17 protein-coding genes and 1 tRNA gene are annotated in these 21,126 nt (G+C 71.8%); 14 read left to right on the forward strand and 4 right to left on the reverse strand.

Annotated features, from left to right (window positions below; translation table 11 throughout):
* Nucleotides 1-55: 55 nt before the first annotated feature.
* Complete coding sequence (locus tag D458_RS0118560; RefSeq protein ID WP_026119448.1) at nt 56-628, reverse strand: peptidoglycan-binding domain-containing protein; 573 nt, start codon at nt 626-628, stop codon at nt 56-58.
* A gap of 254 nt (nt 629-882) precedes the next feature.
* Between D458_RS0118560 and D458_RS0118565 the strand changes: the two genes are divergently transcribed.
* From D458_RS0118565 to D458_RS0118595, 7 genes are all read left to right on the forward strand, one after another.
* Nucleotides 883-2,055 (forward strand): DNA polymerase III subunit delta', encoded by a 1,173-nt coding sequence (locus D458_RS0118565; RefSeq protein WP_017588258.1) that lies wholly within the window; start codon nt 883-885, stop codon nt 2,053-2,055.
* 103 nt (nt 2,056-2,158) lie between these two features.
* On the forward strand, nt 2,159-3,715 hold the full coding sequence (locus tag D458_RS0118570; protein ID WP_017588259.1) for an alpha/beta hydrolase: 1,557 nt from the start codon (nt 2,159-2,161) through the stop codon (nt 3,713-3,715).
* A 92-nt stretch (nt 3,716-3,807) separates the two neighbouring features.
* Nucleotides 3,808-3,883, forward strand: a tRNA-Thr gene (locus D458_RS0118575).
* A 148-nt stretch (nt 3,884-4,031) separates the two neighbouring features.
* Entirely contained in the window at nt 4,032-5,747 is a 1,716-nt protein-coding gene (locus D458_RS0118580) for a right-handed parallel beta-helix repeat-containing protein (protein WP_017588260.1), read from the forward strand.
* Nucleotides 5,748-5,799: 52 nt separating this feature from the next.
* Nucleotides 5,800-9,144: an AAA family ATPase gene (locus D458_RS0118585; RefSeq protein ID WP_017588261.1), complete on the forward strand. Its 3,345-nt coding sequence runs from the start codon at nt 5,800-5,802 to the stop codon at nt 9,142-9,144.
* 141 nt (nt 9,145-9,285) lie between these two features.
* Nucleotides 9,286-12,672 carry a right-handed parallel beta-helix repeat-containing protein gene (locus D458_RS0118590; RefSeq protein ID WP_017588262.1) on the forward strand — a complete coding sequence of 1,129 codons (3,387 nt, stop codon included), beginning with the start codon at nt 9,286-9,288 and terminating at the stop codon, nt 12,670-12,672.
* Between the two features lie 201 nt (nt 12,673-12,873).
* On the forward strand, nt 12,874-13,239 hold the full coding sequence (locus D458_RS0118595) for a hypothetical protein (protein ID WP_017588263.1): 366 nt from the start codon (nt 12,874-12,876) through the stop codon (nt 13,237-13,239).
* Between the two features lie 65 nt (nt 13,240-13,304).
* Here D458_RS0118595 and D458_RS37020 read toward each other — a convergent pair whose 3' ends face one another.
* Nucleotides 13,305-13,460, reverse strand: a complete 156-nt coding sequence (locus tag D458_RS37020) for a hypothetical protein (RefSeq protein ID WP_017578808.1) — start codon at nt 13,458-13,460, stop codon at nt 13,305-13,307.
* 169 nt (nt 13,461-13,629) lie between these two features.
* On the opposite strand from D458_RS37020, the gene D458_RS0118605 reads away from it, so the two are divergent.
* Nucleotides 13,630-13,845 carry a hypothetical protein gene (locus D458_RS0118605; RefSeq protein WP_017588264.1) on the forward strand — a complete coding sequence of 72 codons (216 nt, stop codon included), beginning with the start codon at nt 13,630-13,632 and terminating at the stop codon, nt 13,843-13,845.
* A 58-nt stretch (nt 13,846-13,903) separates the two neighbouring features.
* Complete coding sequence (locus D458_RS0118610; RefSeq protein ID WP_017588265.1) at nt 13,904-14,293, forward strand: hypothetical protein; 390 nt, start codon at nt 13,904-13,906, stop codon at nt 14,291-14,293.
* Nucleotides 14,294-14,306: 13 nt separating this feature from the next.
* Here D458_RS0118610 and D458_RS0118615 read toward each other — a convergent pair whose 3' ends face one another.
* Nucleotides 14,307-14,867, reverse strand: a complete 561-nt coding sequence (locus tag D458_RS0118615) for a hypothetical protein (protein ID WP_026119450.1) — start codon at nt 14,865-14,867, stop codon at nt 14,307-14,309.
* Nucleotides 14,868-15,412: 545 nt separating this feature from the next.
* Here D458_RS0118615 and D458_RS0118620 point away from each other — a divergent pair.
* Nucleotides 15,413-15,703: a hypothetical protein gene (locus tag D458_RS0118620; RefSeq protein WP_017588267.1), complete on the forward strand. Its 291-nt coding sequence runs from the start codon at nt 15,413-15,415 to the stop codon at nt 15,701-15,703.
* Nucleotides 15,704-15,880: 177 nt separating this feature from the next.
* The gene (locus D458_RS0118625) at nt 15,881-16,468 is read left to right on the forward strand and encodes an RNA polymerase sigma factor (protein ID WP_017588268.1); all 588 of its coding nucleotides are present in this window, start codon (nt 15,881-15,883) and stop codon (nt 16,466-16,468) included.
* Nucleotides 16,469-16,601: 133 nt separating this feature from the next.
* On the opposite strand, the gene D458_RS0118630 is transcribed toward D458_RS0118625, so the two are convergent.
* Entirely contained in the window at nt 16,602-17,126 is a 525-nt protein-coding gene (locus D458_RS0118630) for an inorganic diphosphatase (protein ID WP_017588269.1), read from the reverse strand.
* 76 nt (nt 17,127-17,202) lie between these two features.
* Here D458_RS0118630 and dacB point away from each other — a divergent pair, with 76 nt between their 5' ends.
* The 3 genes from dacB (at nt 17,203) to tilS (ending at nt 21,057) form a co-directional block, all read left to right on the forward strand.
* A complete protein-coding gene (dacB, locus tag D458_RS0118635) occupies nt 17,203-18,558 on the forward strand; it encodes a D-alanyl-D-alanine carboxypeptidase/D-alanyl-D-alanine endopeptidase (RefSeq protein WP_026119452.1) in 1,356 nt (451 codons plus the stop codon).
* Nucleotides 18,559-18,967: 409 nt separating this feature from the next.
* Entirely contained in the window at nt 18,968-20,047 is a 1,080-nt protein-coding gene (locus D458_RS0118640; RefSeq protein ID WP_026119453.1) for a zinc-dependent metalloprotease, read from the forward strand.
* The gene (gene tilS, locus D458_RS0118645; protein ID WP_017588271.1) at nt 20,044-21,057 is read left to right on the forward strand and encodes a tRNA lysidine(34) synthetase TilS; all 1,014 of its coding nucleotides are present in this window, start codon (nt 20,044-20,046) and stop codon (nt 21,055-21,057) included. Before D458_RS0118640 ends, tilS begins: the two co-directional genes overlap by 4 nt.
* Nucleotides 21,058-21,126: the final 69 nt, after the last annotated feature.

Raw genomic sequence — 21,126 nt, forward strand, 5'->3', positions numbered from 1 at the left:
AGCGGGAGGGGCCCTACGCGCTGTCCGGGGTCCGGGTCCGGGGTCGGGTCCGGGGTCAGCGGACGGAGACGTCGTCGGGGGTCAGCAGGGCCTGGAAGGTGATCGGACCGACCTCGCCGTCCGCGTCGATCTCCGCTCCGGTCTGGAAGTCGACCACCGCGGTCCGCGTGGCCGGGCCGAACTCCCCGTCCAGGAGCAGGTCGTAGCCGTGCCCCTCGAGCAGCGCGTACTGCACGGCCTTCACCCGGTTGCCGCTGTCGCCCTGGCGCACGACGCCCAGGTCGTCGGTGAGCGCCTCCCACACGTCCCCGTCCACGGCCCTGGCCGGCTCCAGGCCCCTGTCCTGCCGGTAGTCCGCCACGGCGTCGCCCAGCCGCTCGTCGAAGTGCTCGGTGGCCTCGGTGACGTCGAGGTAGCCGTACTCCACGAGCAGGAACTTGACGACCGAGACCTCCCAGGTCTCCTGGCCCTCCGTGAGCTCGGGCCACGCGGCGGCCTCGATCGCGGCGACCACCTCGGGAGGCGTCTCCGGTCCGTCGGCCAGCGCGGCGGGAGCCCCCGCGAGGCCGAACCCCGCGGCCATGGCGCCCGACGCGAACAGCATGGTGATTCCTCGTACCTTCGACATGTGCTTCCCCTCTGTGTCCGGTGGGCGGCGCCCCCGCGTCCGCCCCTACCGGAGTAGATCCGCGACCGGGCCCCGGGGTTCGCGTCGGCGCCCCTTCTGACCTGGTCCGGCCCCGATGACAACCAGGTGGGAGAAGTCGCGTCGGTGCCCGGGGGCCGACGCGCGGGCGCAGGGGGGCCTGTGGAAAACGGTCCGGGTGTCGGCGGGGGCTCCTATCCTGGGTTCAGACATTCCATGTGGCCCGGGGGGCAAGCTTGACGGTCTTCGACGACCTCGTCGGCCAGGAGGCGGCGAGCGCACAACTGCGACGCGCCGTCGCCGGCGCGGCCGACCTCCTCGCCGGCGGGCGCGGCGCCGGGATGACCCACGCCTGGCTGTTCACCGGCCCGCCCGGCTCCGGCCGGGAGGAGGCGGCCCGCGCCTTCGCGGCCGCCCTCCAGTGCAGGGAGGGGGGATGCGGGCACTGCGACTCCTGCCACCAGGTGCTGACCGGAACCCACCCCGACATGCTGTACGTGCAGCCCAGCGGGTTGAGCTTCGGTGTGGCCGCCACCCGTGAGCTCGTGCTCCGGGCCGGGTCCAAGCCCTCCGGCGGCAACTTCCGGATCGTGCTCTTCGAGGACGCCGACCGGGCTACCGAGGCGGCCTCCAACGCGCTCCTCAAGGCGGTGGAGGAACCCTCGCCGCGCACGGTGTGGCTGCTGTGCACGCCCACCCCGGACGACCTGCTCATCACCATCCGCTCCCGCTGCCGGATGGTCACCCTGGCCACCCCCGGCACCCGGCAGATCGTCGACGCCCTCGTCCAGCGCGACGGGGTGGACGCGGTCGCCGCCGAGGCGGCCGCCAGAGCCGCCGCCGGGCGGGTCGACCGGGCCCGGCAGCTGGCCACCGACCCGGAGGCGCGTCGCCGCCGGGAGGAGGTCCTGTCCATCCCGGCCCGGCTCGACGGGCTCGGCGCCTGCGTCACCGCGGCCGCGCGCCTGTACGAGATCGCCGAGGAGGAGTCCAAGGCGCTGACCACGTCCCTCAACGAGAAGGAGAAGGACGACCTCAGGGCGGCCTTCGGCGAGGGTTCCACCGGCAAGGGCGTGGCCAAGGCGCTCCGCGGCGCCGCGGGGGCGCTCAAGGACCTGGACGAGCGGCAGAAGCGCAGGGCCACCCGGATCAAGCGGGACTCCTACGACCGGGCCCTGCTCGACCTGGCCGCCTTCTACCGGGACGTGCTCGCCCTCCAGCTGGGCGCGACGGTGGAGCTGTCCACCGCCGAGCGCTCCGGCGACCTGGACCGGCTCGCCCGCTCCGGCACCCCCGAGTCCACGCTCCGCAGGATCGACGCGATCATGGTCTGCCGCGAGCGGATCGGGGCCAACGTGCACCCGCAGATCGCCATGGAGGCGATGACCTCCGCGCTGCTCGCCGGGTAGGCGGCGGGGTCGGGGTGAGGCCGGCGGCGGGCCCCGGGAGAATGGTGCGGCTACGGGATTCGAGTGAAGGCGGTTACGGGTGGGCACGAGGCTTCGGGATCCGTTGGCGGTACTGCTCGTCGGGACGGTACTGCTCACCGGCTGCACGGGCGGCGGAGACGCGGCCGACGGCGGCGGTGGCGGCGGTGGCGGCGCCCGCCCGGAGATCACCGAGCAGGAACTGGTCTGGGAGGAGTGTGAGAGCGGCCTGCCCGGCAGCGAGTGCACGGTCTTCGAGGTCCCGCTGGACTACGAGGACCCCGACGGGGAGCGGATCGAGATCGCGGTCAAGCGCTTCCCCGCCACCGGGAACGACACCATCGGCTCCCTGATGGTCAACCCCGGCGGTCCCGGCGGCTCCGGCTACGACTTCGTCGACCACGCCCCCTACACCGTCAGCGAGGCGGTCCGGGAGAGCTTCGACGTGGTCGGGTTCGACCCGCGCGGTGTGGGCCGGAGCACCCCGCTGACCTGCCTGGACGCAGAGGAGATCGACGAGTTCCTCGGCACGGACTACGGCGGCGGGGAGGGTGCCGACGACCTCGCCGACCTCAGCCCCGAAGGGCTGGCCGAGATCGAGGCCAAGAACAGGGAGTTCGTCGAGGCCTGCGAGGAGAACGACCCCGACCTGATGCGCAACATCGGCACCGCCGACGTCGCCCGGGACATGGACGTGCTGCGCGGGCTGCTCGGCGACGAGGAGCTCACCTACCTCGGCGCCTCCTACGGCACGCACATCGGCGCGCAGTACGCCGACCAGTTCCCGGAGCGGGTCCGGGCACTGGTCCTCGACGGCGCGGTCGACCCGAGCCAGGACCAGCTGAGCATCAGCGTGGAACAGGCCACCGGGTTCGAGACGGCGCTGCACTCCTTCGTCCAGGACTGCCTGACCAGACCCGACTGCCCGCTCGGCTCGCGGGGCAGCACCGTGGAGGAGGGCATCGCGGTGTTGGACGCCTTCCTGGAGGGGGCCGCCGCCGAACCGCTGGCCAACACCACCGGTGACGGCCGCGAGGTCAACCGGGCCCGCGCGGAGCTGGGGGTGCTCGCCGCCCTGTACACCGAGAACTGGTGGCCGCGGGTGCGCGAGGCGCTCACCGACGCCATGGAGACCGGTGACGGCACCGGCCTGCTGCTGCTCGGTGACGACCTGTACGGGCGCGGCGACCTGGCCGAGTACGAGAACTCGACCGCGGCGCTCACCGCCGTGAACTGCTCCGACTCGGTCGCTCCGCGCGAGGTGGAGGCCTACGCGGACGCGGCGGCCGAGGCGGCCGAGGAGTCGCCGATGTTCGGCCCGATGCTGGCCTGGGGTGCGCTCACCTGCGCGTTCTGGCCCGAGGACGCGGTGGCCCCGCTCGGTGAGCTCAACGCCCCCGGCGCCGACCCGATCATGGTGGTGGGCACCACGCGTGACTCCGCCACCCCCTACGCCTGGGCCGAGGCGCTCGCCGGGCAGCTCGACTCGGGTTTCCTGGTCACCCGGGACGGCGACGGCCACACCGGCTACCGGATGGGTGACAACTGCGTGGACACGATCGTCGACGACTACCTGCTGGAACTGGCCGTACCGGAGGACGGCATGGCCTGCGCCGCGCATCTCGCGGACGACGCCGGGTGACGGGTGGCACGGCGCACAGGAAACCGGTACGCCCCACTCGGCGGAGGCGTTAGACTGGTTTCTGCTTCGGCACGTACAACACGTGCCGGTGTGCCGCCTTAGCTCAGTCGGCAGAGCGATTCACTCGTAATGAATAGGTCATCGGTTCGATTCCGATAGGCGGCTCCAGCGAAAACGCCACCCCATCACGGGGTGGCGTTTCGCGTTGGGGGCCAAAAAAAGGGGGCCAGCGAGATCGGGGCGGGGGCGCGCTCCCCGGCCGGGGCGGGCGCTAGCGTACGTAGCGCACACGACCCCTCAAGCCGGGAGCCTTCGGATGTACACCGCCCGGGTCTCGAAGACCGACCCCCACGCATTCCCCTCGTTGAGGGCGGTCCTGCGGGACGCCCGGTACGCGAACACGGACCTGTACCTCCACGTGGAGCCCGGCCACTACACGGAGCCCTACGCCCTGGAGATCTCCACCAGGGTCATGGTCGTCCCGGTCGGGGGACCCGGCACCGTGGAGATCTCCGCCTCGGCCGCGGACAGCGTGTTCGTGGTGAAGGGGGACCGGGCCGCGCTGGAGCTCTACGGCGTCCACGTCCGGGGCAGGCAGGACGCCCCGGGCTGTCCGACGATCCTCGCGGAGGAGGGGACCCGGTTCAAGGCGGTCGACAGCGTGTTCACCTCCGGTGCCGAGATCGAGGTCAAGGGGGACGGCACCGAGGTCGTGAACTGCCGGTTCGACGGCTGCGGGCTCTTCTGGAAACGGGGCACCGGCGGCTTCGTGCGCGACGCCGTCTTCCGGGGGGCGTCCCTGCTCTTCTGGCGGGCGGTCAACCCGACCGTCAGTTCGGTCCGGTTCAGTGACTACGACCGCAGCGCCGTCATCGCCGCCGAGTCCAGCGTGACGGTGACCGACTGCGTCATGACCGCTACCGGGCCCCCCGACGGCGCCTCGGTCTTCGTGAAGGAGGGAGCCGACGTCAGGTTCACCGACCTCTCGATCAGCGACAGCCCGGGTGCCGCGGTCTACGCCACCGGTGAGGGAACCCGCATCGCCCTCGACCGCCTCAACCTGACCGGCTGGAAGCACACCAAGGTCGGGGTGGGCGTCGGGCCGGGCGCCGAGATCTGCCTCACCTCCTCCCGGATCGACGCCGAAGGCGCCGCTTCTGCGGTCATGTCGGTGAAGAAGGGTTCGGCCACCGTCAGGGACGTGATCGTCGAGAACACCGGCAAGGAGGGTTTCCTCGTCATGGACGGGCGTCTCACGGGCCGGGGGCTCGTCTTCAGGCGCTTGGCCAAACCGGGGATCACGGCCGCCAGGAGCCGGATCGAGCTGTCGGACGTGGAGTTCGCGGGCGGGCTCCCGGACTCCGAAACCCCGGCCAGCGGGTTCTACCTCTCGGACTGCCGCCTGGAAGCGGACGGGGTCAGGGCCTCGGACCTCAACGGGACGGTACTCATGACCACCACCGGCGGCCGGGCGACACTGACGTCGGTCTCCACCGAACGCGTGAAATACGTGGTCATGGCCGGCGAGGACAGCACGGTGGCGGTGCGCGGTGCCCAGGTCGGCGAGAACTGGGGCACCGCCTTCCTGGCCGGCGAGAACAGCACGGTCACGGTGCACGACGCGCGGATCACCGAGAACCGGGGCAGCGCCTTCTCCGCCAGGAAAGGGGGGTCCCTGACAGCGGTGGACGCCCTGGTCTCCGGTAGCGAGCGCGAGGCCTGCTGGGCCGACGGCGGCTCCCTCACCCTGACCTCGGTGACGGTCAGCGGTGCCACCGGGCCCGGTGCCGTGGCCGGGCAGGGCGGCGAACTGACCCTGGAGGACACGGTGATCCGGGACGGGAACGAGGCCGGGGTCCGTGTGCTCGACGCGGAGAGCCGGGCTGCGCTACTCCGCTCCCGGATCACCGGCAACGCCCTGGCCGGTGTACGGGCGCACCCGGAAGCGGCCGTGGAGAGGCAGGACACCGTTCTCCTGGACAACGGGGGCGAGGACCGGGAGAGCGTCCGGGAGGAACGGGCGGAGAAGTGAGCGCTACGGTACATAGCGCGCACAGCCCCCGAACCCCTCCAGGAGCCGCCCGATGATCACGGTCCGCGTGTCGAAGACCGACCCTCGTGCCTTCCCCTCCCTCGGCGCCGCGGTCCGGGACCCCCGGTGGCCCGGCACGGACCTGTACCTCCAGGTGGATGCCGGGCACTACGTGGAGCCCCGGGTCGTCGTCGTGAACCGGAAGCTGGTCGTGGTGCCGTCCCAGGGGCCCGGCACGGTGGTCGTCTCAGGGGCTCAGGACTCCAACGTCTTCAACGTGAAGGGCGAACTGGAGCTCTACGGGGTCCAGGTCCTGAGCGACAGTGAGCGGTATCCGCCGGTGTTCACGCACGAAGGCACCCGGTTCAAGGCGGTCGACTGCCTGTTCCGGTCCACCACCCGTGTGACTCTGGGCGGTCGCGCACACGAGCTGGTGAACTGCACCTTCGAAGGCGCGGGTGTCTTCTGCACCGAGGGCAGCAGCCAGATCCGCGACTCCGTCTTCCGGGAGGCCACCCTCACGGTGGGGGAGGGGGTCTCTCTGGAAGCGGGTCCGGTCGAGTTCACCGGCGGGCACCCCACGTGGAACAACCTGAACATCAAGGGGGGCTCGGTCACGGTCACCGACTGCAACATCACGAACGGCGGGGCGAGGGACCGGCCCGCCGTGATGGTGGCGGGAGGGGCCAGGGCACGGTTCGCCAACCTCTCGGTCACCGGGCAGAAGTGGATACCGGTTTTTGTCAAGGGCAAGGACACCCGGGCGGACTTCACCGACCTGACCGTGGACGGAGGGGTGGACGGGCGGGGCTCGGTCACCTTCGCCCAGGAGACCTCGGGGAGCGTTGACGGAGGGAAGGTCACGAAGGCGCGGACGGTGGCCTTCTACATGGACAAGGCGACGGTGACGTTGAACGACGTCACCTGTGAGGACATGGAGGGCAGCGGCCTCAGGATCGAGGGGGGCAAGGTGACCGCCCGCGGGCTCACCCTCAGAAGGTTCGGCCAGAACGGGGTACGCGTGATCGACGCCCACGCCGAACTGTCCGACGTCGAGATCCGTGATCACCGCACGGGGACCGAGAAGGGCCTGTTCGGTATCGGTGTGGAACGCTCCCGGATCACGCTGGAAGGGTCACGGGTGTCGGGCCTGGTGGGTGCCGCGGTCGGGATCATGGAGTCCGAAGCCACTCTGCGCGACATCACCGCGAACCACACCGAGGGCGGGATCGTGGCCCTGAACGACAGCACGGTCAGGATTCTCGGGATGGAGGCCTCCGAGATCGACGGAAACATCCTGAGTGCGGAGTCCGGTGCGTTCGTCGAAGTCACTGACGCCGACCTCTCCGACTGTTCCTTCGACTCCGTCCATGTCAAGGGCGCGCGCCTCGTGATGCGCTCGTCGACGGTGAGCCGGAGCAGCGGGCAGGGGATCGGAGTCACCGAGGGCGGCATCGTCACCCTGGAGGACACCTCCATCCGGGACGGTGAGGACCACGGGATCATGATCGTGGACTCGGACAGCCGGGCCCGCCTGGTCCGGTGTGAGGTCACCGGGCACCAGGGCAAGGGGGTGCACGCGCACGAGGACGCGACCGTCATCCGGGAAGGCACCTCCGTCACCGAGAACAAGGGCGATGAGCCGGTACGGGCCCACGCGACGGGTGCGGGGGAGGGTCCGACCCGGGCGGACGCGCCGGTGGGTGAGAGCAACCCCCTGGACGGCCTCCTCGCCGAGCTCGACGGGATGGTCGGGCTGGAGGGTGTGAAGAAGGAGGTCCGCTCCCTCATCAACTTCCAGCAGGTCAACGCCAAGCGTGCGGCGGCCGGGCTCCCCGCGCTCAACGTCAGCCGCCACCTGGTCTTCTCCGGCCCTCCCGGGACCGGCAAGACCACCGTGGCCCGGCTGTACGGGGAGATCCTGCGCTCACTGGGGGCACTGGAGAGCGGGCAGTTCGTCGAGGCGGCCCGGCAGGATCTGGTCGCCGAACACCTGGGCGGGACCAGCGCGAAGGTCACCGAGGTGGTGGAGCGGGCCCGCGGCGGGGTGCTGTTCGTGGACGAGGCGTACGCCCTGTCCCGGCAGTTCGGCACCGGGTCCGACTTCGGCCAGGAGGCCATCGACACCCTCATCAAGCTGATGGAGGACCTGCGTGACGAGGTCGTGATCGTCTTCGCCGGCTACTCCAGTGAGATGCGGACCTTCCTCGACGCGAACCCGGGGCTGCGCTCCCGGGTGGCGCGCACGATCGAGTTCGAGAACTACTCGCCCGAGCAGCTCACGACCATCTTCGGGAACATGGCGCCGAAACAGGGCTACGAGCTCGGTGAGGGTGTGCGCGAACTCCTGGTGCGGCACTTCCAGCGGCAGAAGCGCGACGAGACCTTCGGCAACGGGCGTGAGGCGCGGAGGCTGTTCGAGGAGGTGGTCCAGGCCCAGGCCGGCCGGATCGTGGAGGCCGACGACCCCGGCGTCGACGAACTCTCCCTGATCCTGCCCGCCGACCTGGAGGGCGTGGTGGACACCGGCCTGTCCGCGCGGGTGGGCGCGCCCAAGGACGCCGACCAGACCCGGGAGCTGATGGCCCGGCTGGAGGGGATGGTCGGCCTCTCCGGGGTCAAGCGCGAGGTGGCCGACATCGTCAGCCTCATCTCGACCACCCGGCGCCGGCAGGAGGCCGGGCTGACCGCGACGATGCACTCCCAGCACCTGGTGTTCTCCGGCCCTCCCGGGACCGGAAAGACCACGGTGGCCCGGCTGTACGGGGAGATCCTGGCCGCTCTGGGCGTACTGGCCCAGGGCCAGGTGATCGAGGCGGCCCGCACCGACCTCGTGGGCTCCTTCGTGGGGCAGACGGCGCAGAAGACCAAGGACGTGTTCGAACGCGCCCGTGGCGGTGTGCTGTTCATCGACGAGGCGTACACCCTGTCGCGCTCGGGAGCGTCCGGGAGCGACTTCGGACAGGAGGCCATCGACACCCTCCTCAAGCTCATGGAGGACCACCGCGACGAGGTCGTGGTGATCGCGGCCGGATACACCGGGGAGATGGACGGGTTCCTGGCCAGCAACCCCGGCCTGGCCTCGCGGTTCTCCCGGACGGTGGAGTTCGCCCCCTACGGACGGGACGAGCTGGTGGAGATCTTCGTGGGCATGGCCGAGGGCGCCACCTTCCTGGTCCCGGACCGGACCCGGGCCGCACTGGCCGGGGTGTTCGCCCGGGACCCGGAGCTCTACGCCGACGGCAACGGACGCGAGGTCCGCAAGCTCTTCGAGGCCGCCATGACCCGGCAGGCGCGACGGATCGAGGCGGCGGTGCTGGACGGCGGGCAGCCGGACGTGACCGAGCTCCAGACCCTGTCGCCGGAGGACGTCGGCGGAGTGCCGGGAGGAGAGTGACCTGGGGGTTGCGGGGTTCTGACCGACCCTGGCCACAGGTGTGTGCGCTGACCCGGGTTCCCGGCGTCCCAGGTGGATACGGTACATAGCGCAGACCCTCCGGCGCGGCGCCGGGGCCGATACCCCCTTGGGAGTCGATGGATGATCACGGTCCGCGTCTCGAAGACAGACCCCGCCGCCACTTCCTCGATCGGGAAGGCGATCCGGGACCACCGGTACTCCGCGGCCGGCCTCCACCTGCGGGTGGAGCCGGGTGAGTACGTGGAGCCGCAGGTCATCGGGGTGCAGCGGCGGGTGGTCGTGACACCCACCGGGGGCGCCGGGACCGTGACGGTCGTCGCCGCCAACGAGACCAACGTGTTCAACGTGCACGAGGGCGGGAGCCTCGAGATCAACGGGATCTCCGTGCGGAGCCCCTCCGAGGAGTACCCGCCGCTGTACGTGCAGAAGGGCGCCCGGCTCAAGGCGGTCGACTGCGTCTTCACCGCGCCCAGGAGGGTCAACGTGGTGGGCGCCCGCGCGGAGATCACCGGCTGCCGGTTCGAGGACAGCGGGCTGCTGTGGGACGGGAGCGAGGGAAGCGTCCGCGACTGCTACTTCGCCGGGGCGGTGATCGCCGTGCAGGGGGAGTGCTCGCCGAAGGTCAGCGGGACGGTCTTCACCGGGGCCCACGACGACTGGCACACCCTCTACGTCGCCAACGCCGCCCCGGAGTTCACCGACTGCGCGCTGGTCGACGGCGGCGGCGTCTACGTCCGCGACCGGGCCCGCCCGGACTTCACAGACCTGAGGGTCACCGGCTCCTACGACTGGCCGGTCCGGGTCTACGAGCGCTCCAGGGCGACCTTCACCCGCATGGTGGTGGAGGGAGCCCGCAAGGCGGACACCGACGCCTTCTTCGTCCACGGGGACTCCGAGGCCGAGCTGAACGACTGCGAGATCACCGACGCCACCCGCACCGGGGTGGCGATCGAGGGCGGCAGGCTCACGGTCAAGGGGCTCACGGTGAGCGGCACCGCCACCGACGCCGTGCTCGTCGACGGCGGCGAGGCGACCATCACCGATCTGCGGTGCACGCGGATCGGCAAGGCCGCCCTGCTGGTGGCCGACGGGGCCAGGGCCACCGTCTCGGGGATGTCCGTGGCCGAGAGCGGGGAGGAGGAGCGCGGCGCGATCGCCTCGGTCCGCTCCAGGTTCGAGGTGAGCGACCTGCGGGTGAGCCGCTGGCACGGCCCGATGGCGATCGTGGTGGGCGGCCGGGGGGTCTTCGAGGACATCGTCGGCCACGACGTGGGTTCGGGGATCCACAGCCGTGAGGACGCCACGCTCACGGTGCGCGGCATGGTGCTGCGCGACGCCCGTGAGGACGGCCTGAACATCCTCGACGGCACCGAGATCCAGCTCCACCACGCCGATCTGTCCGACTGCGGCGAGGACGCCGTCTACGTCCAGGGAGGGCACGTCACGATCCGTTCCTCCACCCTGTCCGGGAGCGGGGAGCGCGGTGTCCGGGTGGCGGAGCGCGGGGTCGCCGCGCTGGAGGACACCGCCATCCGGGACGGCCGGGGCGACGGGCTCATGGTGGAGGACGGCGGCCGGGTGCGGCTGGTGCGGTGCACCGTGTCCGGCAACGACGAGGAGGGCCTGTGGGCCGCGGGCAGCGCGTCGGTGTACCTGGAGGACAGCACCTTCAGCGGCAACCGGGGCGGGGACGGCGACCGGGTCACCGCCCGGGCCGCGGGCCGGGGCGCGGCGGTGCCCGCGGGGGGCGGGACCGAGGCCAAGGGTGCCGGCGACGGGACCGTCCGGGACCGGGCCCGCCCGCTGGAGGCGCTGCTCGACGAGCTGGAGGGGCTGGTGGGGCTGGAGCGGGTGAAGAAGGAGATCCGGTCGCTCGTCAACTTCCATCTGGTGAGCGCCAAACGGGTGGAGGCGGGGTTCCCGGCGCTCAACGTCAGCCGCCACCTGGTGTTCTCGGGGCCGTCCGGGACCGGCAAGACGACCGTGGCCCGGCTGTACGGGGAGATCCTGCGCTCGCTCGGCCTGCTCCGCAAGGGACAGGTCCTGGAGGCCTCACGGGCGGACCTGATCTCCGACCAGCTCGGCGGGACGGCGCAGAGGACCGCGGCCCTCGTGGAGCGGGCCCGCGGCGGCGTGCTGCTCGTGGACGAGGCGTACGCGCTGGCGCACGGGGACGGGGCGGACCGGGGGAGCGGTAGCGGACAGGAGGCCGTGGACACCCTCGCCAGGCTCATGGAGGAGCTGCGGGAGGAGGTCGTGGTCGTCTTCGCGGGGCACTCCGGGCAGATGAGGGGCTTCCTCGACGCGAACCCGGTGCTGCGGTCGCGGGTCGCGCGCACCGTCGAGTTCGAGGACTACTCCCCCGAGCAGCTCGGCGGGATCTTCGCGGGGATGGCCGGGACGCAGGGCTACACCCTGGGCGAGGGGACGCTCGACCTCCTGGTCCGGCACTTCCGCGGGCGGCTGCCCGAGGGGGCCTCCGGCAACGGCCGGGAGGTGCGGAGCATGTTCGAGGAGGCGCTCCGGGCCCAGGGCGACCGGATCGTGGCCGGCGGCTACCAGACCGTGGAGGACCTCACCCGGGTCCTGCCCGCCGATCTGGAGGGTGTGGTGGCCGTGGGGCTCACCGCAGGGCCGGGCGGGCCCAGGGACGGCGCCCGGGTGGCCGCCCTGCTGGCCGGATTGGACGGCATGGTGGGTCTGGCCGAGGCCAAGCGACAGGTGAAGGGACTCGCGGAGCTCCTGGCGGGGGCGCACCGCGGCCGGGCGGAGGGGGAGCGGCCGCCGTCCGCGCGGCACCTGGTGTTCCTGGGGCCGTCCGGGACCGGCAGGGCCACGGTGGCGCGGTTCTACGGGGAGCTGTTGGCCGCTCTGGGGGTGCTGTCCCGGGGGCACGTGGTGGAGGCCGCGCCGGGGAGCCTGGTGGGTCCGCCGGGCCAGCGGGGGCCGGGGCAGGTGGCCCGGCGGACGCGGGAGCTGTTCGAGCGGGCCCGCGGCGGCCTGCTGTTCGTCACCGACGCGGATGTGCTGACCAGGGACTTCACCGGAGGCCGGGGGGTCGGCCAGAACGTGGTCGACACTCTGCTCGAACTCATGGAGGAGCACCGCGACGAGGTCGTGGTGATCGTGTCGGGCCGCTCCCGGGAGATGGCCGGGTTCCTGTCGGGCAACCCCGAGCTGGCCTCGCGGTTCTCCCGGACGGTGGAGTTCGCCCCCTACAGCCGGGAGGAGCTGGTGGAGATCTTCGTGGGTATGGCCGAACGGGCCGACCTCCTGGTCCCGGCGTCGACCCGGCGGACGCTCCTGAGGCTGGTGGGGTCGGACGGGGCGCGCTTCGCCGAGGGCAACGGGCACCGGGTGCGCGCGCTGTTCGAGGCGAGCGTGACCCGGCAGGCGCGGCGGATCGAGGCAGCGGCCCTGGCGGGGGACAGTCCCGATGTGGCCGAACTCCAGACCCTGCTGCCGGAGGACGTCCCGGACCGGGGTGCGGGCGGTGTTGCGCCCTAGGCGTCCGTGGAGGGCGACGAAGAGGGTGGGGCTGCGCCGGCGGCGTCCGTTGAGGGTGGTGGAGGGTGACGAAGAGGGTGGGGCTGCGCCGGCGGCGTCCGTTGAGGGTGGTGGAGGGCGACGGGTGGGCTTGGGGGAATGATTACTCCGCGTGTGGGGGCATTGACCCTGTCGTGTCCGAAGTGTGGGTAGGTGGGCGTTATGAGCCTTCTGTTCATGCTGTTCGCCCTGATGGGAGCCGTGGTCGTCCTCGGCGTTGGTTCCTATGCCCTGCGCCGCGTTCTCGCCCACATGGAGGCACGTGTGGCGGTGGCGGAGCCCGAACCGCCTCCGAGGGCCGACCCCGGCGTGAACGCTGACGGACACGTGGGGGGATACGTTCCCGCCCAGCGCCATCCCGACGAACTCCCCGCCGAACTGCTCGCGCGGGTGCGCAACCTGGTCGCGCTGGGGCGTACCGACGAGGCGGTCCGGGTGGTCCGGGCCCGCCTGGGCGGTGACGAGGTGCGTGCGCGCGGAGTCGTGCGGCGCGTCGGCGAAGAGGGGCGGCCCGCGCTGGAGCCCTGACCCCGGGCCCCGCCCGGAGTCCCGCTCCCCGCTGCGGGCCGCGATCCGGCCCCGTGCCTCGGGTGTCAGGTGCGTTGGCGGTTCTGCAGCCAGCCCCACACCGCGGTCGCGACGAACAGGAGGCCGCCGATCACGGCCAGCCAGAACAGCCCTCTGATCACGATGCCGAGGATGGCGAGGATCAGCCAGATCGCGAGCAGGACGAGGATGAGGTAGACCATGTGCGCTCCTGAGTGGTCAGCGTGCTTCGGCCCGACCGGTGACCTACCCCGCCGGCCCCCTTCCGAAGCCGCCCGGACGCGATCCCGCTGACCTGTCGGGACGGCAGTTGCGTGTGAGGCGAGTGCACACGGGTGTGTGCGGGTAGCGACTTCTGGGGAAAGGAGAAATATGAGTCTGGAAGAGGCATCACGTCAGCTGGAAGCCGCCATCCACGATGCGCGGGTCTCGTTCGACTGCATCCTGCTGGAGGAGCTGGACCGGGCGCACACGAACGCGATCACCGCTCGGGCCGCCGTGGACGCGGCGGAACAGGCCATCCGGGTGGAACTGGAGAGGCGAACGGCCGAGGAGACCGAGAAGGAAGAGGCCGACAGACCCGACTGACCGGAGGGCTCCGTCATTTCGGGGCCGTGGGTATCGAACATATTTTCGAACAATGGGTATGCTGGGTGGTATGCCCGATCAGTCCCTGACGTCGGACTGGCCCGCGAGTGTGCACCCGCCCGGGTCGGACTCCTTCGAGCAGACGGCCCTGGAGTGGCTGTTCGACCACGTGCCGGCCGACTACCGGCTGCACGGGGTCCTGCGGCGCCATCCCGTGGCCCTTTCCCGGTTGGCGCGCCAGTATGTCTCCGCGACTCTGGACGCGGCCCGGGAGGGGTACCGCACGGCCCGTGTGGACCTGCGCGACCAGTTGCCGCCGCACGCCCTCGACCAAGTCATGAACGCCTACCTCGCCGAGGGCCAGCGCACCGCCGGGGTCCTGCGCGCCATCGAGGCCGTGGACGGAGCGTTGCGCGCGGCGGCCCCGGAGCGGGGCGGCGATGAGTGAGGCGCAGATTCGCTCAGGCGGTCACCCGGACCAGGACGGCGACCTCGTCGCCGGTGTTCACCAGGTAGTGGTGGCCCTGCCCTGCGGCGCTGCTGTCGCCCACCACACGGGTCCGCCCGACGGCCAGCTCGGCGGCCGAACGCATCTGGCCGTCGGCGCCGGAGGTGATCAGGTGCGCCCGCCCGCTGACCAGGTGCAGTACCTCAAGGTTGTGCGGGCGGTCGGAGCGCCGTACCGGCCCGGGCACGAAGCTGTTCGGCTCGAGGGCCACCGCGGTCACCCGGAAACGGCCGCTCACGTGCCGCCGGGCGCTGCGGGGGGCGGGCTGCCAGCGGCCGCGCCGGGTCGGCCACAGGGTCGGTCGGCGCAGCGAGACCGCGGCGCCGCGCGCCGCGGACACCAGTTGGCCGAGGGTGGGCAGACGGCGTTCGCTCAGGTGGGCGTAGCCGGAGGAGCGTCCGGCGTCGACCACGTCGCCGATTCCGTCGAGGGAGACGGACGCGGTGCGCGGCCTGGGGGCGTGTTCGGTCGTCGCGGGGCGAAGGGCGGTCGCGGCAGAGGCCTGCTGGGGCATCGTGAGAAGATCCTTCACGTGGACGCGGCCGGGTTCGGTGACCGGAGCCGCGAGGGTGTCGTCAGTGGGCCCCGGGCGGACCGGGGCGGCAGGGGCGCCCGCTCCGAACGTGCGTTCGGAGAGGAGAATCACCCTGGTGGAGCTCGTTCGCGGACCCGTCACACCGGATGGTGGAGGCCGCTCACGGACTGGTCGTGCGGGGTCAGAAGACCTCTCGGCTGCGACTCAGCGACGACAACACGGACACGCCGCACAGGCCAGGTGGCAGGAGACCCAGGGGGTCGTACGAGCCGTGGCGTCGGTGCGGGTGCGCGGATACATGAACGCAAGGAGATCAGTAAAGCCGGTGGTGCGTCAAGCGAACGCCGGGAATCGTGCGTGTCGGGCCGATCACCGGTCCGCCCGGAACGTGTTGCGGGCGGCGTCTCGTGGTGGTGACATGTGGAACCCGACAGAACGGCGCGTCCGCCGGACCGGGACCCATCCCCCGGTACAGCCGTAGTGACAGGAGTGGCCGTGCAGCCGTCCGTCCCCAGAGGGCAGCCTTGAGCCCCGAGGACCAGGGCCTGTGGGCGCGTGTGCTGGTGCGTGCCCTCGTCGTGGTCGCCGCCGGCGTGATGGCGCTCGGCTTCCTGGGGCCCGAGGCCGCGCTGCTGGTCGCCTTCCTCACCGTGCTCACCTACGTGCTGCTGTGGGCCCGTTCCCGGTACGCGGGGCTGTTGTTCACCGACCCGGGCCGGGACCGCCGCGAGGACCCGCCCGCCGACCCGCCCGCGGATCCGGACGGTCCACCGGACCCGCCCCGAAGCCCGCACCCCCGGCGCCCGCCGGACTAGTCCCCCGGCCGGGGCAGGACTCGCGCACCGGTCCGGAGAACTGTTCCGAAAAGGGGCGGATCGGTCCCGCCGGTCCGGCGCCGCGCAGCTCAGCGATACCGCGGACACGCGGGAGAACGGTGCGTCTTTCGACAAACCGGGGAGCACCGCCCCGCGCGCGGCGTAGATTCTAGGTCTATGACGGACCGGGATCTTCTGCACGCCCTGCGCTCTGGCCGGAGCCCATCGGCGGACGCCTACGGGAGGCTCCTCGACGCCTACGGCGAGGAGCTGTACCGGCGTTGCATCCTGGTCCTGCGTGACAGGGACGCCGCCCACGTGGTCCTCAGGGACACCCTGATCGTCGCGCACGCGCACATCCTGCGCCTGTCGGACGCCGACCGGCTGGGGGAGTGGCTGCACGCCCTGGCGGAGGCCGAGTGCCAACGGCACCGGGAACGCTGCCGCACGCCTCCGGACGGGGACTCCCGCCCCCTCGCGCTGCCGGAGAAGACCGACCTGGTCCGGGCCAGGGTCCTCAACGGGATGAGCCGTCCGGAGCTGGACGGCTACCGCACGCACGTGGCGGCGCGGGCCGACCACTTCGGACGCGACGGCTTCCCGCTGCGCCCCGGCTCACGGCGGGTCCCGCGGACGCCCCTGCTCTCCTTCGTCCTCGCCCTGCTGTGCGCGCTCCTGGTCCTCGCGCTCGCCGGTTACGTGCTGGCCAGGGGCCCCGTCCACGAGCTGGGCACGGACGCGCCCCTGGGCGCCACCGCCCCCTGAGCCCGCCGGCCCCGAATCCGGGGCCTCCGGGGTCCGGAGGCCCCGGGCACGGCGAAGGCCCGGCGGGAGAACCCTGCCGGGCCTTACAAGACGCCGAAGCGCCGAGAAACCGAGACGCGAGTGGCGCTGACGGCTACTTGTCCTCGCTGGTGATGTGCGAGGAGTCGCCGTGCATGCCGGCCTCCTCGGCGCGCTTCACCGAGGCAATGATCTCCTGCTCGGCCTCGTGGCGGCCGACCCAGCTGGCGCCCTCGACGGACTTGCCGGGCTCGAGGTCCTTGTACACGGTGAAGAAGTGCTCGATCTCGAGGCGCTCGAACTCGTTGACGTGGTGAATGTCACGCAGGTGCTCCTGGCGCGGGTCCGTCGCCGGAACACACAGAAGCTTGTCGTCGCCGCCCGCCTCGTCACGCATGCGGAACATGCCGATGGCGCGCGCCCGGATCAGGCAACCCGGGAACGTCGGGGCCTTGAGCAGGACAAGAGCGTCCAGGGGGTCGCCGTCCTCGCCGAGCGTCCCCTCGACGAAGCCGTAGTCGGCGGGGTAGGTGGTGGAGGTGAACAGCATGCGGTCGAGACGGATACGACCGGTCTCGTGGTCCACCTCGTACTTGTTGCGCTCCCCCTTGGGGATCTCGATCGTAACGTCGAATTCCATGCTGATCTCGGCTCCCAATGCGACTAATGTCGCCGTATAACTACAACGTCAGACCGCGACACCGAAGGAAGGGCAGGTGCCCCGGGTGCGACGGGTACGAGGCGAGGCGCTCCTCGCGCTGGCCCTGCTCAACATATTCGTGCTGATCACTGGGTTCGTCGCCCTGGACGTGATCGAGGCACGACCGCTTCCGGCGGTGCCCAACCCCGTCACGCACGCCGACGGCGTGGCGGCGGTTGCACCCGCGGCCCCGACTCCGGCGGACCCGGCTCGGATCGCGGACATTCTTGATGATCCCATGTCATCCTCCGGGCTCGAGGAGGGCCTCTCCGGTTACGTGGTTGACGGCGTGACAGGAGAGACGCTCTTCGAACGGGACGCGGACACCCCGGTGACCCCGGCGTCGACGACGAAGATCGCCACGGCCGTCACCGTTCTGGACACCGTCGGCCCCGACCACGTGCTGCGGACCGAGGCCTACCTCGACCCCGCGGAGAACCGCGTGGTGCTGCGTGGTGGGGGTGACGTGACGCTGACGGCGACCGCCGACTCCGCAGCTTACCCGCAGGTAGCGACCCTGTCGGAGCTCGCGGAGGACACCGCCGCGGCCCTGGCCGAGCTGGGCCTGGACACGGTCTCGGTCGGGTACGACGACTCGCTCTTCACCGGCTCGGACACCGGGCCCGGCTGGAAGCCCAACTACGTCCCCGAGGGCAGCACGGCCACCATCCACGCGCTGATGGTCGACAGCGGCCGGGTGGACCCCGACGTGTCCACCCGCTCACCGAACCCGCCCCTCGCCGCCGCCGAGGCCTTCGCGGACCAGTTGGAGAGGGCCGGGCTGACCGTCGAGGGCTCCCCTGCCGAGGCCGGTGCCTCCGGCGACCCCGTCGCCTCCGTGGACTCCATGCCGATGAACGCCCTGGTCGAGTTCATGATGCTCGCCAGCGACAACAACATGGCCGAGTCCCTGAGCCGGGTCGCCGCACTGGAACTGGGCGAGGAGCCCTCCTTCGCCGGCGGCGCGGCCGCCACCCACCGGGTGATGGACGGCCTGGGGATCGAGGGGGTCAGCCTGTCCGACAACAGCGGCCTGAGCACCGAGAACCGCATCACGCCGCGCGCCCTGGTCCAGCTGATCAAGGCGGCCTCCGACGAGCCCCGCCTCAACGCGGCCGTCACCGGCCTGCCCACCGCCCACTCCACCGGCACCCTGGCCGGGCGCTACTCGGAGTACTCCACCTCCCACGACGCGGCGGGCCTGGTCCGCGGCAAGACCGGCACCCTGGACGGGGTCAGCACCCTGGCCGGGACCATCCACGACCAGGAGGGCAACGTGTTCGTGTTCGCCCTGATGGCCAACAGCCCCGGGGCCTCGGGTCCCCAGCTGGACACCCTGGCGGCCGCGCTCAGCCGGTGCGGGTGCTCCTGAGGTGTGTTTGCTTCGGGCCTCCGCCCGCCCGTCGCCCACCACCACCCTCAACGGACGCCTGCGGCGCAGTTCGACCCCTGACTTCGGCCCGTGTTCGGCGCCTTTGCGGAGGGATTGGGTTCAAGGAAACGCAGCATCGTCGTCTACGCCTGGCTCGTTCCTCGCCGGCGGCTTGGCTCCTCTTGCCCTGTGTCGCAGAAGATCGGCCTCCCGGCGCTCGAACAGGAAAGAACACCCCCTGGGGTAGGGGTAGCGGGTGAGTTCTTCGCCCACCGCCACCCTCAGCTGGTCGGGGTTCCGGGGTTCCGGGGCTTTCGGTCGCTCTCAGGGGCATCCCGGGGTCTGCCCTGAAATAGAGCCCTGATCCCCGTGCTCACGGGCGCCGCGTGGGTAGGCTGGCGTTGTGACTGTGATCGACTGGGACGTAGCCGTCAACACCGGTGTCCGCCTCGTGCGCCCTGGGCCGCAGGTGGACCTGTCCGACGCACGGCAGGCCGTGGTGCAGTTGCGCGAGCTTTCCACTGTGGCGGCCGGGCACGTGCGCGAATTCACCGGAATGAACCCCCTCGAACCCTCAGGGCCGGCGGTCATCGTCGACCGCCCGGGATGGATTCGAGCCAACGTCGACGGGTTTCGGGTTGTTCTCGAACCCGTACTCGAACAGATGGGCGCCGACAGGCTGAAGAACAGCCCGGCCGGGAACCTGACCAGCGCGGTCGGGTCGCGGATCACCGGGGTGCAGCTGGGGGCGGTCCTCTCCTACCTGGCCGGGCGGGTCCTCGGCCAGTACGAACTCTTCCTGCCGCCGGACCCGGACGGCAGTTCGCCGACCGGTCGCCTGACCCTGGTGGCACCCAACATCGTCAACACCGAACGCGAGCTGGACGTCGACCCGCGCGACTTCCGCCTGTGGGTCTGCCTGCACGAGGAGACCCACCGGATGCAGTTCACGGCCACGCCGTGGCTGCGGGGGCACGTCCAGGACCTCATGCAGCAGCTCCTGCTGTCCACGGAGATGGACGCCTCCGACCTCATCGACCGCCTCCGGCAGGCGGGCGAGGCCGTGGCCGACGCCGTGCGGGGCGGTGAGGGCAACCTGCTCACCGCCTTCCAGACCCCGGAGCAGAACGCGCTCATGGACCGGATCACCGCGGTCATGAGCCTGGCCGAAGGGCACGGCGACTACGTGATGGACGCCGTCGGCCCGGAGGTCGTGCCCTCGGTGGAGACCATCCGCGCCCGCTTCCAGAAGCGGCGCCAGTCGCCCAACCCCCTCGACCGGGTCATGCGCCAGCTCCTGGGCATGGACCTCAAGATGAAGCAGTACGAGGAGGGCGCCGCCTTCGTGCGGCAGGTCGTCGCCCAGGTGGGGATGACCGAGTTCAACAGGGTGTGGACCTCGAGCGAGACGCTGCCCTCCCTCGAGGAGATCCGCAGCCCCTCGCAGTGGATCGAACGGGTCGTGCGCCCCGCCGCCATCGCCGAGTGAGCGGTCCGCCCCCCGCCGTGGCCGCCGTCCGTTCGGCGGTCCGGCGGGTGCTGTCCGACCTGCCGGAGGGAACCACCGCGCTGGTGGCGTGCAGCGGCGGGGCCGATTCCCTGGCCCTGGCCGGCGCGGTGGCCTTCGAGGCGCCCCGGCTGGGGGTCCCCGCGGGCGGGGTCACCGTCGACCACGGACTCCAGGAGGGGTCGGGCCGACACGCCGAGGCCGTCTCGGGTGTCCTGCGCGGGCTCGGCCTGGACCCCGTCCGGGTCGCCGCGGTGCGGGTCTCCGGCGGCGGCGGACCCGAGGCCGCGGCGCGGCGGGCCCGCTACGACGCCCTGGACGAGACGATCGCCGAACACGCCCCGGCGGTGGCGCTGCTCGGCCACACCCTCGACGACCAGGCGGAGACGGTCCTGCTCGGGCTGGCCCGCGGATCGGGCGCCCGGTCCCTGGCCGGGATGGCCCGGCGCACCGGGGACTACCTGCGCCCCCTCCTGGACCTGGACCGGGCCACCGTCCGTGAGGCCTGCTCCCTGATGGGGCTGAGCCCGTGGGAGGACCCGCACAACCACGACCCGCGCTTCGCCCGGTCCCGGGTGCGCCACGAGGCGCTGCCCGCCCTGGAGAGCGCGCTGGGGCCGGGGATCGCGGCCGCCCTGGCCAGGACCGCGGCCCTGCTGCGTTCGGATGCCGACACCCTGGACGCGCTCGCGGACACCCTCCACGAGCGGGCCCGGGCGCTCGCCGGCACCGGGGGTTCCGCTGAGGGAGCAAACCCCGCGGCGGACGGAAGCCTCGCGGTGGAGCCGCTGGAACACGCCGAACCCTCCCTGCGCACCCGCGTGCTGCGCCGCGCGGCCCTCGAATCGGGCTGCCCGGCCAGCGCGTTGAACGCGCGTCACGTACGTGAGCTCGATCGCCTTGTCACGGAGTGGCGCGGACAGGCCCACATCGACCTGCCCGGCGGGATTCGGGGACGTCGGAGTGCCGGTCGGATCCTCTTCGAACGCTGAACCGGGCGCCCCGGCCAGCCCGTCGGGCACCATGGCCTCGTTCGGCACGTTTATCCTGGTTGCCGCAAA

The sequence above is a fragment of the Nocardiopsis ganjiahuensis DSM 45031 genome, from assembly GCF_000341085.1.
Classification (GTDB): Bacteria; Actinomycetota; Actinomycetes; order Streptosporangiales; family Streptosporangiaceae; genus Nocardiopsis; species Nocardiopsis ganjiahuensis.

Excerpts from the sequence above, each read along its gene's own strand:
- D458_RS0118560 (WP_026119448.1), bottom strand. The coding sequence starts at position 628 with ATGTCGAAGGTACGAGGAATCACCATGCTGTTCGCGTCGGGCGCCATG.
- D458_RS0118580 (WP_017588260.1), top strand. The coding sequence starts at position 4,032 with ATGTACACCGCCCGGGTCTCGAAGACCGACCCCCACGCATTCCCCTCG.
- D458_RS0118585 (WP_017588261.1), top strand. The coding sequence starts at position 5,800 with ATGATCACGGTCCGCGTGTCGAAGACCGACCCTCGTGCCTTCCCCTCC.
- D458_RS0118590 (WP_017588262.1), top strand. The coding sequence starts at position 9,286 with ATGATCACGGTCCGCGTCTCGAAGACAGACCCCGCCGCCACTTCCTCG.
- D458_RS0118595 (WP_017588263.1), top strand. The coding sequence starts at position 12,874 with ATGAGCCTTCTGTTCATGCTGTTCGCCCTGATGGGAGCCGTGGTCGTC.
- D458_RS37020 (WP_017578808.1), bottom strand. The coding sequence starts at position 13,460 with ATGGTCTACCTCATCCTCGTCCTGCTCGCGATCTGGCTGATCCTCGCC.
- D458_RS0118605 (WP_017588264.1), top strand. The coding sequence starts at position 13,630 with ATGAGTCTGGAAGAGGCATCACGTCAGCTGGAAGCCGCCATCCACGAT.
- D458_RS0118610 (WP_017588265.1), top strand. The coding sequence starts at position 13,904 with ATGCTGGGTGGTATGCCCGATCAGTCCCTGACGTCGGACTGGCCCGCG.
- D458_RS0118615 (WP_026119450.1), bottom strand. The coding sequence starts at position 14,867 with ATGCCCCAGCAGGCCTCTGCCGCGACCGCCCTTCGCCCCGCGACGACC.
- D458_RS0118625 (WP_017588268.1), top strand. The coding sequence starts at position 15,881 with ATGACGGACCGGGATCTTCTGCACGCCCTGCGCTCTGGCCGGAGCCCA.
- D458_RS0118630 (WP_017588269.1), bottom strand. The coding sequence starts at position 17,126 with ATGGAATTCGACGTTACGATCGAGATCCCCAAGGGGGAGCGCAACAAG.